Annotated in this window: 13 protein-coding genes and 1 tRNA gene; 1 reads left to right on the top strand and 13 read right to left on the bottom strand. The window is 77.5% G+C overall.

Annotation, left to right across the window (positions count from 1 at the left end; genetic code table 11):
* Positions 1-122: 122 nt before the first annotated feature.
* The 3 genes from AB0K17_RS29575 to AB0K17_RS29565 form a co-directional block, all read right to left on the bottom strand.
* Positions 123-557, bottom strand: coding sequence for a CBS domain-containing protein (locus AB0K17_RS29575; protein WP_365984865.1), 435 nt, complete (start codon positions 555-557; stop codon positions 123-125).
* 7 nt (positions 558-564) lie between these two features.
* Positions 565-1,137, bottom strand: coding sequence for a hemerythrin domain-containing protein (locus AB0K17_RS29570; RefSeq protein WP_365970280.1), 573 nt, complete (start codon positions 1,135-1,137; stop codon positions 565-567).
* 69 nt (positions 1,138-1,206) lie between these two features.
* The gene (locus tag AB0K17_RS29565) at positions 1,207-2,244 is read right to left on the bottom strand and encodes an SMP-30/gluconolactonase/LRE family protein (RefSeq protein ID WP_365984864.1); all 1,038 of its coding nucleotides are present in this window, start codon (positions 2,242-2,244) and stop codon (positions 1,207-1,209) included.
* A 486-nt stretch (positions 2,245-2,730) separates the two neighbouring features.
* Between AB0K17_RS29565 and AB0K17_RS29560 the strand changes: the two genes are divergently transcribed.
* Positions 2,731-4,044, top strand: coding sequence for an MFS transporter (locus AB0K17_RS29560; protein ID WP_365984869.1), 1,314 nt, complete (start codon positions 2,731-2,733; stop codon positions 4,042-4,044).
* A gap of 96 nt (positions 4,045-4,140) precedes the next feature.
* Here AB0K17_RS29560 and AB0K17_RS29555 read toward each other — a convergent pair.
* From AB0K17_RS29555 to AB0K17_RS29510, 10 genes are all read right to left on the bottom strand, one after another.
* Positions 4,141-4,213 (bottom strand) — tRNA-Ala (locus tag AB0K17_RS29555).
* 81 nt (positions 4,214-4,294) lie between these two features.
* Complete coding sequence (locus tag AB0K17_RS29550) at positions 4,295-4,429, bottom strand: hypothetical protein (RefSeq protein WP_365969841.1); 135 nt, start codon at positions 4,427-4,429, stop codon at positions 4,295-4,297.
* Positions 4,426-5,841, bottom strand: a complete 1,416-nt coding sequence (locus tag AB0K17_RS29545) for a PfkB family carbohydrate kinase (RefSeq protein WP_365984863.1) — start codon at positions 5,839-5,841, stop codon at positions 4,426-4,428. Before AB0K17_RS29545 ends, AB0K17_RS29550 begins: the two co-directional genes overlap by 4 nt.
* Positions 5,838-6,464 (bottom strand): SIS domain-containing protein, encoded by a 627-nt coding sequence (locus tag AB0K17_RS29540; protein ID WP_365984862.1) that lies wholly within the window; start codon positions 6,462-6,464, stop codon positions 5,838-5,840. Before AB0K17_RS29540 ends, AB0K17_RS29545 begins: the two co-directional genes overlap by 4 nt.
* Positions 6,461-7,681, bottom strand: a complete 1,221-nt coding sequence (locus AB0K17_RS29535; RefSeq protein WP_365984861.1) for a glycosyltransferase — start codon at positions 7,679-7,681, stop codon at positions 6,461-6,463. Before AB0K17_RS29535 ends, AB0K17_RS29540 begins: the two co-directional genes overlap by 4 nt.
* Complete coding sequence (locus tag AB0K17_RS29530) at positions 7,678-8,640, bottom strand: glycosyltransferase family 4 protein (protein ID WP_365984860.1); 963 nt, start codon at positions 8,638-8,640, stop codon at positions 7,678-7,680. Before AB0K17_RS29530 ends, AB0K17_RS29535 begins: the two co-directional genes overlap by 4 nt.
* Positions 8,637-9,674, bottom strand: a complete 1,038-nt coding sequence (locus tag AB0K17_RS29525) for a glycosyltransferase family 9 protein (protein ID WP_365984859.1) — start codon at positions 9,672-9,674, stop codon at positions 8,637-8,639. Before AB0K17_RS29525 ends, AB0K17_RS29530 begins: the two co-directional genes overlap by 4 nt.
* Positions 9,671-10,237, bottom strand: coding sequence for an HAD family hydrolase (locus AB0K17_RS29520; RefSeq protein ID WP_365984858.1), 567 nt, complete (start codon positions 10,235-10,237; stop codon positions 9,671-9,673). Before AB0K17_RS29520 ends, AB0K17_RS29525 begins: the two co-directional genes overlap by 4 nt.
* Positions 10,234-11,304 carry a glycosyltransferase gene (locus AB0K17_RS29515; protein WP_365984857.1) on the bottom strand — a complete coding sequence of 357 codons (1,071 nt, stop codon included), beginning with the start codon at positions 11,302-11,304 and terminating at the stop codon, positions 10,234-10,236. The genes AB0K17_RS29520 and AB0K17_RS29515 overlap by 4 nt, the downstream gene beginning before the upstream one ends.
* Positions 11,301-12,956 (bottom strand): carbamoyltransferase C-terminal domain-containing protein, encoded by a 1,656-nt coding sequence (locus AB0K17_RS29510; RefSeq protein ID WP_365984856.1) that lies wholly within the window; start codon positions 12,954-12,956, stop codon positions 11,301-11,303. The genes AB0K17_RS29515 and AB0K17_RS29510 overlap by 4 nt, the downstream gene beginning before the upstream one ends.
* Between the last annotated feature and the right edge of the window lie 5 nt (positions 12,957-12,961).

Genomic DNA, 12,961 nt, shown 5'->3' with positions numbered 1-12,961 from the left:
GGGTGGGCCCCGCGGGGGCGGCCGGGGCCGTGGCCCCGTCGCGCTGGGCGCCGATGACGCCCCAGCCCGCGGTCTCGCGCGGCCGATGTGCCCGCACCGCGAAGCCGTATCCAGCTGCCCGGTCACAGATCGGGCGCCGAGGCGCTGATGTCGGCGAGCACCGAGTCCGGGTCCCGCTCGAGCGCCAGGTCGCCCAGGCTGACCACGCCCACCGGCCGGCCGTCCTCGACCACCGGCAGCCGCCGCACGGCGTACTGCCGCATGAGCCGCACGGCCTGCTCGGCCGGCTCGTGCGGGCCGATGACCACCGGATCGGCCGTGCACACCGAGCCGACCGACACCGCCAGCGGATCCGCGCCGTCGGCAACCGCACGGACGGTGATGTCCCGATCGGTGATCACCCCCACCACGGCGTCGCCGCGGGTGACGACCACGTCGCCGATGGCCTGGTCGCGCATCAGCCGCGCGACCTCCGTCAGCGAGGCGTCCGGCCGCACCGAGGTGGCTCCGGGGGTCATCACGTCCTTGACCTGCTGAGTCAGGTCCTGCTGGGTCATGTCCTCATCACACCTTCCCGTCGGGCCGTGCGGCGCGGAAGACGCTGCGCACGGCGTCCCTGGTGCGGTCCGCCACGGCCGCCGGCGGCCCGAGGACGGCGTTCTTCGCCGCCGACTCGGTGCCGGGGTGCGGACGGGTGGGGGCCAGGGCCTCCGCCGCACGCACCGCCTTGCCCAGCAGCCGCAGGGTCTGCGCGTCCCCCGCCCGCTCCAGCCGGGCGAACTCCTGCCGCTCCTCGGTCTCGGCGTGCGTGAGCACCGCGGCCCGCAGCGCGCAGAACTCCTCGACGAACTCCGCGGCGTCCGGGTCGAGGCCCTCCAGGTGCTTGAGCGTCCGCTTGGCCTCTTCCTCCTCCTTGAGCCGGTCGGCCACCAGCGGCCCGCCGCCTTCGAGGTGGCGCTCGGCGTACGGGTGGACGATCTCCTCCTCGGCCGTCTCGTGCACGGCGAGCAGGTGGACCAGGAGCCGGAAGCAGTGCCGGCGCTCCTCGCCCGTGTGGGCCAGCACCTCGTCGAACAGCTCGCGGATCCGCTCGTGCTGCCCCTTGAGCAGCTCGACCACGTCGTCCGGGCGATCCATATGATTTCCTCCTTCACCTGTGGGGTTCCGTCGGTCCGTTGCGGCTACCCCGGCCCGCAGGCGTGACACTCAGGCGCCGGACGGGCCCGACGGGAGGTCGACCACCCCCAGGGCGGCCTCGACGAGGCTGCCCAGGTACAGCCGGCCCCCGGCCTCGCACACGCTCGTCACCATGCGGTAGCCGCCCGGGCCCCGGCCGGGCCGCTGCAGGTCGCGCATCACCCGCCCGTCCGCGTCGAACGCCACGGCCCAGGCGGTGGCGCGCGGCCGGGGCGCCAGCGCCGGCGGCAGCGCCCACAGCGCCCGGCGCAGGGCCGGGTGGCTGCGGTGCAGCACGTCGAGCGCGGGGTGGCGCGGGGCGGCCATGGCCACCCAGATCAGCCCGCCGGGCCCGGTGGCGAGGTTGTCCGGCGCGCCCGGCAGGTTCTCGGCGAACACCTCGGCCGTGCCCGCCTTCGGGCCGGACAGCCACAGCCGCATGAGCCGGTACGCGCCGGTCTCGGCGACGACGAGGAACGAGCCGTCCGCTGCCGGGGCCACCCCGTTGGCGAAGTGCAGACCGTCCAGGACCACCTCCGCCCGGCCCCGGCCGGGCTCGTAACGGATCAGCCGGCCGGTGCCCGAGTGCTCCAGCAGGTCGCCCGCCCAGTGCTCCAGCGGGAAGCGGCCACTGGCGTCGGTGACGTACAGCGCGCCGTCGGGTGCCGCGACGGCGTTGCTGCACACGCCCAGCCGGCGCCCGCCGGCCTCCCGCAGCACCGTCTCCCACCGCCCGCTCGCCGTATCCACGCGCAGCAGCCCGCGCTCGGCGTCGCACACCAGGAGCCCGCCGTCCGGCAGCGGGCACAGCCCCAGCGGCCGCCCGCCGGTGTCGGCGACCGTACGCACCCGGCCGCTTGCGGGGTCGACGGCGAGCACCCGGCCGTCCGCCACGCCCGTCAGCAGCACGCCGTCGGCGCCCACCCGTACGTCCTCCGGCCCCGCAGCGGGCAGCGGCAGCCGGCGCACGGGCGGCATCGGCGGGCGGCTGTAGCGGGCCCGCGCCCGGGCGGGGCGCCGCGGCGGGTGCCAGACGACGGGACGGAGCGGGGGTTTGTACTCGGGCATGGCGGCAGCCTTTCGGTACGGGTCGGTAAGCCGGGCTACCCGGGCCACCCCCGCGGAAACCGACCCACCGTGTCGGACGCCTCACATTCCGTGATGCCCGGGCGGTGTTCCTGTGAGCCGGAACACCGCCGGCCCGGGAAGGGCGGGGGAGGGGTGACCGACGGCACAGCCGGTGAACTTCCACCGCCGGGGAAGCGCTTGTGACGATGGCGGGGACGCCGATTGCGGCGCCCGCAGGGAAGCGGTGCGCGACGGCGTTGTTCCGGCCCCCGCCCGACGGTGTACCGCCCGGCGGGGTTTTCGACGCCCGCCGCCCCGCGCCACCGGGCGCGGAGCACTGCCGGCCGCCGTGCCCGACGACCCTGGACAGGACCCTTGCGCCCTTCGTCTGCCGATCTGCCCGTCACCGCCGTGGACAGCCCCGTGGCGGCCCCTGCCCTCGCCGCCGAGCCGGCCCCCGCGCGCGCCGCGCGGACGGTCCGGACCCTGCTCCGACGCCGCGCGCAGGCCGCCCCGGGCCGCGACGGCAACCGCTCGCCCTGGCGCTGCTTGCGCAGCCGCAGCATGCGCTGGTGGTCCGTCGCGAACCTGGTCTCCAACCTGGGTACGTGGATGCAGCTGACGGTGCAGAACCTGCTCGTGCTGCAGCTCACCGGCTCCGCCGCCGCCACCGGTCTGTCGCTGTCCGTCCAGGCCGCCCCCGGCCTGCTCTTCGGCCTCCTCGGCGGCGCGGTCGTCGACCGCCTGCCGCGCAAGCTCACCGCCGCCGTCAGCCAGGCCCTGCTGGCCCTCGTGGCGTTCGCCACGGCCGCGCTGGTCGCCTGCGGCGCGCTGAGCGTGCCCGTGCTGATGGTCCTGGCGGGCATCACCGGCCTCATCGCCACCGTCGACGGCCCGGCCACCGCCCTGCTCGGCAACGACCTGGTGCCCGAGGAGGACGTCCCCTCCGCCATCGCGCTCGGCTCCGTCGTGCACAGCGCCGGCCGCCTGGCCGGCACCGCCCTGGCGGCGGTGGGCATCGCCGCCATCGGCACCGCCGGCGCCTACGCCGTCAACGGCCTGTCCTTCCTCTTCGTCACCACGGTCATCCCCTTCCTGCGCCTGACCGAGCAGGCCAAGGCCACCGCCCGCGCCGAGGCCGCCCGCCCGCGCGGCCGCGGTGCGCCCAAGGAGCGCGGCGGCCTCGCCTTCTTCCTCGGCCGGCGCAGCCTCCTCGCCCTCGCCGTGATCGCCGCGATCAGCGCCGTCCTGGGCCGCAACTACCAGCTCACCCTGGCCACCCTGGTCACCGGCCCGCTGCACGGCGGCCCCGGCGCCTACGGCCTGGTCTCCACCCTGCTGGCCGTCGGCGGCATCGCCGGCGCCGTGGTGGCCGGCCGGATGCGCAGGCCCACCGTCCGCCTGGTCGCCCTGCTCGCCGCCGCCGGCGGTCTGCTGCAGATCGCCGCGGGCCTGAGCCCCGTCCTGATGCTGCTGCTGGTGATGGTCGTGCCGATGGCGATCGTGGAGTCCGTGGCGGACACCGCCACCACGACCGTGCTGCAGACCGACCCGCCCGCCCACATGCGCGGCCGCGTCCTCGGCGTCTGGCGCAGCCTCAGCACCAGCTGGGGCCTGGCCGGCCCGCCCCTGCTGGGCCTGCTGGTCCAGGGCGTCGGCGAGCGCGGCGCCCTGGTCGCCGGCGGCCTGGTGATCGCCGCCGTCATCGGCGCGGGCGCCCTCGCCCGGCGCCGCCGCGCCGGCGCGCCCCGCCCGGCGCCGGTCCTGGCCCCCGAGGCCGCCTTCCAGACCGCGGCCTGATCACACGAAGAGCGCAGACCCCACAGCGCACAACGAAAACGGCGGAACGAAAAACGCCTGTGGCCGCCCTTCCGGGCGGCCACAGGCGTTTCGCTGTGGAGCTAAGGAGAATTGAACTCCTGACCTCCTGCATGCCATGCAGGCGCTCTACCAACTGAGCTATAGCCCCGTGTTCCGTTGTCCCCGCCCCCTGTCCGGCGGCGGTGATCACACATTACCTCGCCGGGTCATCCGAACGCCAATCCGCCCTTCACACCACCAGCGCCCACACCACCATCACCAGGATCAGCAGCAGCACCAGCGTGCCCAGCAGCCGCAGCGGGCCCCGCGCCCAGCGCGGCGTGCCGCCCTCGTGGGTCTGCAGCGGCCGCCGCGGGCCCGTCACCGCTGCCTCCGCCGCGGTGCCGCGCCGCGCGCGGCACCGACGCTGTCCGCGGCCCGGGAGGCCAGCAGTGTGCTGGAGCGCCCGTCGAGGTAGGGCAGCAGCACCGTCTGCCCGCCCCACGCCGCCAGCTGCGCCGCCTCCGGCAGCTGACCCACCGCGTAGTCGCCGCCCTTGACCCACAGGTGCGGCCGCAGCCGGCCCAGCAGCTGCTCGGGGGTGTCCTCGTCGAAGACGGCCACCGCGTCCACGCACTGCAGCGCCTGCAGCACCCGTACCCGGTCCGCCAGCGGGTTGATCGGCCGGCCCGGGCCCTTGCGGCGGCGCACCGAGTCGTCGGAGTTCAGGCACACGATCAGGCAGTCGCCGATGCCGCGCGCCTGCTGCAGCAGGCTCACGTGCCCGGCGTGCAGCAGGTCGAAGCAGCCGCCCGCCGCCACCACCGTGCCGCCGGCCGCCCGCACCCGCTGCGCCAGCCGCAGGGCGTCGGCCTCGGGGGCGCCGGCGGGCGCGGCGGCGGGGGAGGGGCCGGTGGTGGCCGTGCGGGCACCGCCCTCGGCGACGTAGCGCGTGGCCGCCGCCACGGCCGCCTGCACCGCCTCCGCCGGCAGCGCCCCGTCGCCGAGCAGCCCGGCCGCGGTCGCGGCGAAGCAGTCCCCGGCGCCGCAGGCGTCGCCGCTGTGCCGCGCCGCGGCCGGCACCAGCAGGGGACCGTCGCCCTGGGACAGCAGTGCGCCGCGCGCCCCCAGCGTCACCACGACGCACACCGCCCGCCAGCGCCGTACGAGTTCGGCCGCCGTGCGGGCCACCGCGCTCAGGTCCGCGCCGTCGTCCGCGACGGCGCCGGCGAAGCGGCGAGCCTCCTCCCCGGTGGGCGTCACCAGCCGTGCCCCGGGCACCGGCGGCGCCCCGCGCGGGTGGGGGTCCCACACCAGCGCGGCGCGGCGGGCCCGTTCGGCCAGCTCGGCGCGCAGCACCTCGGCGGTGCCCCGGGCGTAGTCGGCGACGAGCACGGCCGGGGCACCGGCAAGGGCCCGGCGCACCCGGTCGGTGACGCCGGCGGCCCGTCCCGTGCCCCGGTCCAGGCGGACGACGGGCCGGCCCCCGGCCATCACCCGGGTCTTCTCCGCCAGCGGGCCGTCCAGCGGCAGCGGCAGCAGCGTCACCCACGGCTCCAGCAGGGCCCGCACCCGCCGGCTCGCCTCGTCGGTGCCCAGGGGCGCGGCCAGCGTCACCGGGCGCCCGGAGCGCGCGGCGAGGTAGGCGGCCAGCCCCGCGCCGCCCGGGCGCAGGTGCTCCTCGCAGCCGTCGAGGACGGGGACGGGCGCGTCGGGGGCGAGCCGCTCGGCGGTGCCCGTCAGGTCCCGGTCGAGCAGCACGTCGCCGACGACCAGCAGGGGTGTCCCGGTGCTCATGCGCATGTCCTCCTCGCCTCGGGCCCGCCGGTGCCCAGGGCCGCGTCGAACGCGGCGCACATCATGTGCACGGCCACCAGGTGCAGCTCCTGGACGGTCGCGGTGCTGCCCGCCCGCACGCACAGCGCCTCGTCGCCCGCCTCGGCCAGCGGATTGGGCGCGGGACCGGTCAGGGCCCACACCCGGGCGGCCGCCTCGTGGCCGGCCGCCGCGGCGGTCAGCAGGTTGCGGCTCGCACCACTGGTGGACAGCAGGATCAGCACGTCGCCCGGGCGGGCGTGGGCGCGCACCTGACGGGCGAACAGCTCGTCGGCGCCGTAGTCGTTGACGATGGCGGTGCAGCTGGAGGTGTCGGCGTGCAGCGCGATCGCCGAGAACGGCGCCCGGTCCTCGCGGTAGCGGCCGACCAGTTCGGCCGTCAGGTGCTGCGCCTGGGCCGCACTGCCGCCGTTGCCGGCGGCCAGCAGCCGGCCGCCGGCGGACAGGGTGGCCGCAAGGCGTGTGCCCCAGCTGCGGGCGATGTCCGCGCGGTCCCGGCGGAACTCCTCCAGCGCGGCCAGCAGCCGGCCGCAGTGGTCGCCGTCCGCCGCCATGGCGACGCCGGTGGTACGGGTGACGGTCATCGCGGTGCTCCTGACGGTACGGGGACGGGGGTGGCGACCCGGGCGTACACGCGCTCCACCCCGTCGGCCACCCGCTCCCAGGTGAACCGGTCCACGGCGCGGAAGCGCCCGGCCCGGCCGTAGGACCTCAGCAGCCCGGGGGAGTCGAGCAGGGTGCGCACCGCCTCGGCGAGCGCGCTCGCGTCGCCCGGCGGCACCAGCAGGCCCGTCTCCCCGTCGGCCACGCTGTCCAGGTGCCCGCCGACGGCGGTGGCCACCACGGGCACGCCGCAGGCCATCGCCTCCAGCGGCACGATGCCGAACGGCTCGTACGCCGGCGTGCACAGCACCAGGTCGGCGCTGCGGATCAGGGCGGGCACCTCCTCGTGCGGCACGGCCCCGAGCAGCACCAGCCGGTCGGCCACCCGCAGTCGGCGGGCGAGGGTGAGCAGCCGTGCGGCCTCGGGGTCCTTCAGCAGCCCGTCGGCCGGCGGGCCACCGGCCACCACCAGTTCGGTCTGCGGCAGCCGGGTCAGGGCCCGCACCGCCAGGTCGAAGCCCTTGCGCGGCACCAGCCGGCCGACGGCCAGCAGCCGGTGCCGCTCCCGGCGCCCCGGTTCGAGGGCGATGCGGCCCCGCGAGGAGAAGTGGGCGGTGTCCACCCCGCACGGCACCACCGAGCAGCGATCCGGGCCGACGCCCATCAGGCCGAGCTCGCGCACCTCGTCGGTGCAGGTGGCCAGGATCCGGGCGCAGCCGTCGGCGATCTCCCGCTCGGCACCCGCCCGTTCGGCGGGGCTGGTGTCGGCCGCCCCCTGGTGGCGCCGCTTGACGGTGCCCAGCGCGTGGTACGTCTGCACCACCGGCACCCCGGCCGCCCGGGCGGCCGGCAGCGCGGCCAGGCCCGACATCCAAAAGTGCGCGTGGACCACGTCCGGCCGCCGCCGGCGCCAGGCCCGCTCCAGCCGGGCGGCCAGGTCGGGGACGTAGGCGTAGATGTCGTCCTTCGGTATCGGACGCGCCGGGCCGGCCCGTACGTGCTCGACGACCGCGCCCGAGGGCAGCGGCACCGTATCCGGCAGGTCGGGGTCGTCCCGGCGGGTGTACACGCTCACCTCGTGGCCGCGGGAGGCCAGCAGGTCGGCGAGCCGGGCCACGTAGACGTTCTGGCCGCCCGCGTCCGGGCCGCCCAGGGCGGCGAGCGGACTGGCGTGTTCGGACACCATGGCGATCCTCATCGGGTGACCTCCTTGATCAGCCGCTCCCAGTCGTCGAGGAACCTCGGCAGGCCGTAGCGGGCGAGCGCCGCCGCCCGCGCGGCCGCGCCGGCCTGCCGGGCCCGTTCGGGCTCGGCCATGAAGCCGCGCACGGCGTCGTGCAGCACCTCCAGCCGGTTGGAGACCACACCGGCGCGCGCGGGCACGGCCTCGGTCGCCTCCGTCGAGGCCAGGGCCACCACCGGCATGCCCATGTGCATGGCCTCCAGCAGCGACAGCCCCAGCGACGTCCAGCGCACCGGGTGCAGGTACACCCGCCGCTCGGCCATCTCCCGGTGCAGGTCGCGCTGGACGAGCTCCCGGCCGCTGCAGCGCTCCGCGGCCACCCCCAGCTCGGCCGCGATGCCCTCGGTGCCCATGCCGAAGACGTCCAGCGGCGCGGCCTCGCAGAAGTACGGCAGCAGATCGGTGCCCGTCCAGCGGCCGCGCCGCAGCGGCTCGTTGACCACCACCGCCGCCCGCCGCAGCCGGCCGGTCCACAGCGGGCCCGGGTCGACGACGCCGTGCTCGATGACCGTGGTGGGCCGCGCGCCGCAGTCCCACATCAGCCGGTTGAAGTGGGTGACGTGCACCACCGTCAGCCCCCGCGCGTCCGCCGCCGGGTGCCGTGTCGCCGGCGCCGGCCCGTCGGGCGCGTTGTGCTCCAGATAGACCGCGGGCACCTCGACGCCCGGCCGCCGGCCCAGCCAGCGCGCGGCCAGCTCGGCCTCGTGCGGCCGCTGCAGCACCACCAGGTCCACCTCGGCCTCCCGCAGCTGCGCGGGGGTGAGCTCCACGACCGACTCCGGCCAGTCGAAGGTGCGGGCCCGCCCCAGCCCGTCCGGGCCCCGGTCGGGCGTCACCGGCACCAGATAGGTGTGGGGCCCCTGGACGAACGCCGTCGTCCACGAACCGTGCACGTGCCACAGCAGGATCCTCATGACGTCCGCTCCAGATCGCTCTCCAGACCGGGCGGGCGCCCGGTCAGCTTCTCCACGGCGGCCAGCACGTCCTCGGCCCGCACCCCGCTCAGGCAGGGGTGCCCGGCCACCGGGCACACCCGGGCGCGGCTGTCCGCGCACGGCGCCCGCTCGTCGCCCAGCAGCACGTGCGGCACGCCGTACGGCGCCCACCGCTCGGCCGGCACCACCGGCGCGAACAGCGACACCACCGGCGTGCCCACGGCCGCGGCCAGGTGGGCCGGCCCGGTGTTGCCGACCACGACGGCGGCCGCGCCCGCCAGCACCCCGGCGAGCTCGGCGGGCCCCGTGCACCCGCCCAGGTCCACCGCGAGCCCGCGGGAGACGGCCGCCGTCAGTTCCCGCTCCCCGCGGCCGCCGGTGACCACCACCCGGTAGCCGGCGCGCACCAGCAGCCGTACCGCCGCCGCGCACCGCTCCCGGCCCCACTGCCGGGCCGGCACCGCGGCACCGGGGTGCACCACCACGTAGCCGGGCTCGCCCGTCAGCTCCACCGGCACGGTCACCGGGCGCACCGCGAGCCGGCCGTCGTCGCCCTCCGGCAGCGGGAACCCCGCGGCCTGCGCCAGGTCCAGGGCCGCACGCACCTCGTGCCGGTGCGGTGCCCGGCGGTGGCGCACGTCCAGCAGGGCGCCGGGGTAGTCCTCGCAGTCCGCCGCCAGCTGCCGCACGCCGGCCATGCGCAGCAGCAGGGCCGCCGGCAGCGGGCTCTGGTGGAAGGAGGTGAGCACCAGACCCGCGTCGGCGGGCTCGGCGGCCAGGCGGTCGACGAGGTCCAGCACCCCGGCCCGGTCCACGTCCGGCGGGTCGAAGCCCACCCAGGGCGCGTCCCACACCACCACCTCGTCGACGCCCGGCAGCATCCGCGCCGCCGGCGCGCCCAGCGGCCCGCACAGCAGCGTGGTGTGCTCCGCCCGTGCGGCCACCGCCCGCACCGCGGGCCCGGCCAGGAGCACGTCGCCGAAGCTGTCCAGTCGCACCACCAGCGCCCTCACCGCGACTCCTCTCCCACCGTGCCGGGCACCGCCGGGGCGGCCACGAGGAGGCCGCGCACCGCCGCGAGGAGGTCCGGGGCCCGGCAGGGGGCGGCGCGCACCTCCTCCGGCCGCGTCACCGGCGTCGGCACCAGCACCCCGGCGGCGCCCGCGGCCGCGGCCGCGGCCATGTCACTGCCGATGTCGCCGACGACCACGCACCGGTCGGGCGGCACGCCGAGCCTGCGGGCGGCGGCCAGCAGCAGGCCCGGCGCCGGCTTGCGGCAGGCGCAGCCGTCCTGCGGCCCGTGCGGGCACACCGCCCACACGTCGAACGGGCCCAGCAGCCGCTCGACGCGCTGGTTGACCCGGTGCACCTGGGCCATCGTCAGCAGCCCGCGGGCCACCCCCGACTGGTTGGTGACCACCCCGGTACGCACCCCGTGCCGGCGCAGCAGCACCAGGGCGGCCCGGGCCCCCGGCCGCGGGACCACACGCGACGGTTCGCCGTTGTAGGGCACGTCCTCCACCAGCGTGCCGTCCCGGTCGAACAGCACGGCGGCGGGTATGCGGCCGTCCGTCATGACACCCTCCCCCTGCGCGACACCTGCCGCACCGTCACCGGTACGACCACCGGATCCACCGGCACCGCCGGCAGCGGGCGGGCGCCGCGGTGGCGCACCGTGCCGCGCAGCCGGTGCCACACGGCCAGCGGCGGGATCGCCACGCTGGTCACCGCCATGGCCCCGACCTCCGCGGGCGTCCGGGGGCCCGGCGCGACACGGGCCCGGGCGAACTCCGCCGTGCCCAGCGCCCACGCCAGTGCCGCCGCGGCCCCGGCCCGCCGGCGGCCGCTCGCGGCCAGCACCGCCGCCGCGGCCCCGGCCCCGGTGACCGCCGCATGCCGGCGCAGCCGCCCGCGCGGCGCCCCGGCCCGCTCCCACCAGGCGCGCCCGTGCAGCCGCAGCATCAGCGCGTCGTCGGCGTTGCCGGCCTGCTGCCGCAACGAGACCCAGGGGCCCGCGGGCCGTACCGGATGCCGCGTCGAACGCGCGCCCTGCTCCAGGAGCCAGCCGGCGGCCAGCACCCGCAGGGCGAGGTCCGCATCCTCCCGGAAGGCCCGCGGGAAACGCTCGTCGAAGCCGCCCACCGCGCTCAGCACACGGCGGCGGTACGCCATGTCGGCGGTCGCCCAGCGGGCCTTGGCCAGCCCCGCCGTGCAGCGCTCCCAGTCGGTGGGCGCCCGGCCGGCGGGCAGCGGCACCTCGATGACGCCCTGCACCCCGCCCACCCCGGGCGCCGCGCAGCCCAGGTCGGTGGCGAGGGCGAAGGCCCAGTCGGGCCCGACCCGCACGTCGTCGTCGAGGAAGACCACCCAGGGGCAGGTCGCCGTCCGCCAGCCGGTGTTGCGGGCCGCCGCCGGCCCGCGGCCGCCGCCGGCGACCGTGCGGGCGAGCGGCCGCAGGGCGCCGAGCGCCTCCAGCGGCAGCGGCGCACGGTCGTGCCGGGCACCGGGCCGGTCGTCGACGACGACGACCTCGTCGGGCGGCGGCCCGGCGGCCGCGGCCAGCGCCGCCAGGCAGTCGGCCAGGCATGGCCGGCCCACGGTGGGGATCACCACCGCGTACCGGCAGGGGCGCGGCGTGTTCATGCCGCCCCCTCGCCGCCGGTGCACGCCCGGGGCCGGCGCACCGCGAACGGGCCGATCGCCAGCAGGTCCACGGGCGCGGAACCGAAGCACTCCAGGGCGTCGCGCGGGTCGTCGACCATGGGCCGGCCCGCGGTGTTCAAGCTGGTGTTGACGACCACCGGCAGCCCGGTGCGCCGCTCGAAGGCGGCGAGCATCCGGGCCACCAGCGGCTCGCGCGCCGGGTCCACGGTCTGGATGCGGGCCGTGCCGTCCACGTGCACCACGGCCGGGATGCGCGTCCGCCAGGGCCGGGCCACGCCGTGCACGAAGAGCATGTACGGGCTGGGCAGCGGCCCCTCGAAGATCTCCGCGGCACGGTCGGCCAGCACCATCGGCGCCACCGGGCGGAACTCCTCGCGCCCCTTGACGTGGTTGAGCCGCTCCAGGTTCTCCGCCCGCCCGGGATGGGCCAGCAGCGAGCGGTGCCCCAGCGCCCTCGGGCCGTACTCGCTGCGGCCCTGGAACCACGCCACGACGCCGTCGCGGGCCAGCTCCTCGGCCACCGCCTCGGCGATGTCGGCCGGCCGCTCATAGGGCACGCGCGCCGTCTCCAGCCACGCGCGCAGCTCCTCCTCCGGCCACCCCCGGCCCAGGTCGGCGCCCTCCATCGGTGCCGCAGGCCGCCCGGCGTCGGCCGCCAGCTGCAGGGCCGCGCCCAGCGCCGTGCCGGCGTCGCCGGCCGCCGGCTGCACCCACACCCGGCGGAAGGGACCCTCCACGGCGATGCGCGAGTTGGCCACGCAGTTCAGTGCCACGCCGCCCGCCATCGCCAGCGTCCCGGCCCGGGTCCGCGCGTGCAGCCAGCGGGCCAGGTCCAGCAGCAGCTCCTCCAGGCACGCCTGGGTGCTCGACGCCAGGTCGGCGTGGTCCTGCGTCCACTCCCGGCCCGTCTCGCGCGGCTCGGTCAGCGCCGCCCAGGGCACCCCGTGGGCGTGGAAGCCGCCGTCGCCGGTGGCGTAGAGGTGCTTGCGCAGCTCGGTCAGGAAACGGGGCTTGCCGTACGCCGCCAGCGCCATCACCTTGTACTCGTCGCTGCTGCGCAGGAAGCCCAGATGCTCGGTCAGCTCCTCGTAGACCAGCCCCAGGGACTGCGGCAGCCGCTGGGCGCAGAGGATCTCCAGCGAGCCGCCGGTGTAGCGGCCGGCCAGGTGCGAGGCGCACTCGCCGCGCCCGTCGAGGACGAGCACCGCGCTGTCGGGGTGGGGGGCCGCGAGCCCCGCCGAGGCGGCGTGCGCCACGTGGTGGGCCACGAAGCGCACCCGCTCGGGGTCCAGGCCCGGCAGCGCCTCGGCCAGGAAGCCGGGCGCCTCGCGGGCGTAGGTCTGCCGGATCGGGTCCCACGGGTCGTCCAGGCCCATCTCGACGGCGGGCATGGCGAGGGCGGGGTCGTAGGAGTAGGCGACGGCGTCCAGGTCGCCCGGGCGCAGCCCGGCGTGCTCCAGGCACCAGCGGGCGGAGAGCACCGGCAGTTCCCAGGCCGCGAACGGTACGGGGCGCTTGCCGTGCTTGCGCCGGGAGAAGCGTTCCTCCTCCGCGGCGGCCACGATCCGCCCGTCGACGACCAGGGCCGCTGCCGGGTCGTGGAAGAGGGCGTTGATTCCGAGGATGCGCATGCCGT

Source organism: Streptomyces sp. NPDC049585 (genome assembly GCF_040675615.1).
Classification (GTDB): Bacteria; Actinomycetota; Actinomycetes; order Streptomycetales; family Streptomycetaceae; genus Streptomyces; species Streptomyces luteosporeus.
The sequence above is the reverse complement of the archived record's forward strand: the minus strand, read 5'-3'. Positions and strand labels throughout refer to the sequence as shown.

Coding starts and splice junctions, on each gene's coding strand:
- AB0K17_RS29575 (WP_365984865.1), bottom strand. CDS start 557: ATGACCCAGCAGGACCTGACTCAGCAGGTCAAGGACGTGATGACCCCC.
- AB0K17_RS29570 (WP_365970280.1), bottom strand. CDS start 1,137: ATGGATCGCCCGGACGACGTGGTCGAGCTGCTCAAGGGGCAGCACGAG.
- AB0K17_RS29565 (WP_365984864.1), bottom strand. CDS start 2,244: ATGCCCGAGTACAAACCCCCGCTCCGTCCCGTCGTCTGGCACCCGCCG.
- AB0K17_RS29545 (WP_365984863.1), bottom strand. CDS start 5,841: ATGAGCACCGGGACACCCCTGCTGGTCGTCGGCGACGTGCTGCTCGAC.
- AB0K17_RS29540 (WP_365984862.1), bottom strand. CDS start 6,464: ATGACCGTCACCCGTACCACCGGCGTCGCCATGGCGGCGGACGGCGAC.
- AB0K17_RS29535 (WP_365984861.1), bottom strand. CDS start 7,681: ATGAGGATCGCCATGGTGTCCGAACACGCCAGTCCGCTCGCCGCCCTG.
- AB0K17_RS29530 (WP_365984860.1), bottom strand. CDS start 8,640: ATGAGGATCCTGCTGTGGCACGTGCACGGTTCGTGGACGACGGCGTTC.
- AB0K17_RS29520 (WP_365984858.1), bottom strand. CDS start 10,237: ATGACGGACGGCCGCATACCCGCCGCCGTGCTGTTCGACCGGGACGGC.
- AB0K17_RS29515 (WP_365984857.1), bottom strand. CDS start 11,304: ATGAACACGCCGCGCCCCTGCCGGTACGCGGTGGTGATCCCCACCGTG.
- AB0K17_RS29510 (WP_365984856.1), bottom strand. CDS start 12,956: ATGCGCATCCTCGGAATCAACGCCCTCTTCCACGACCCGGCAGCGGCC.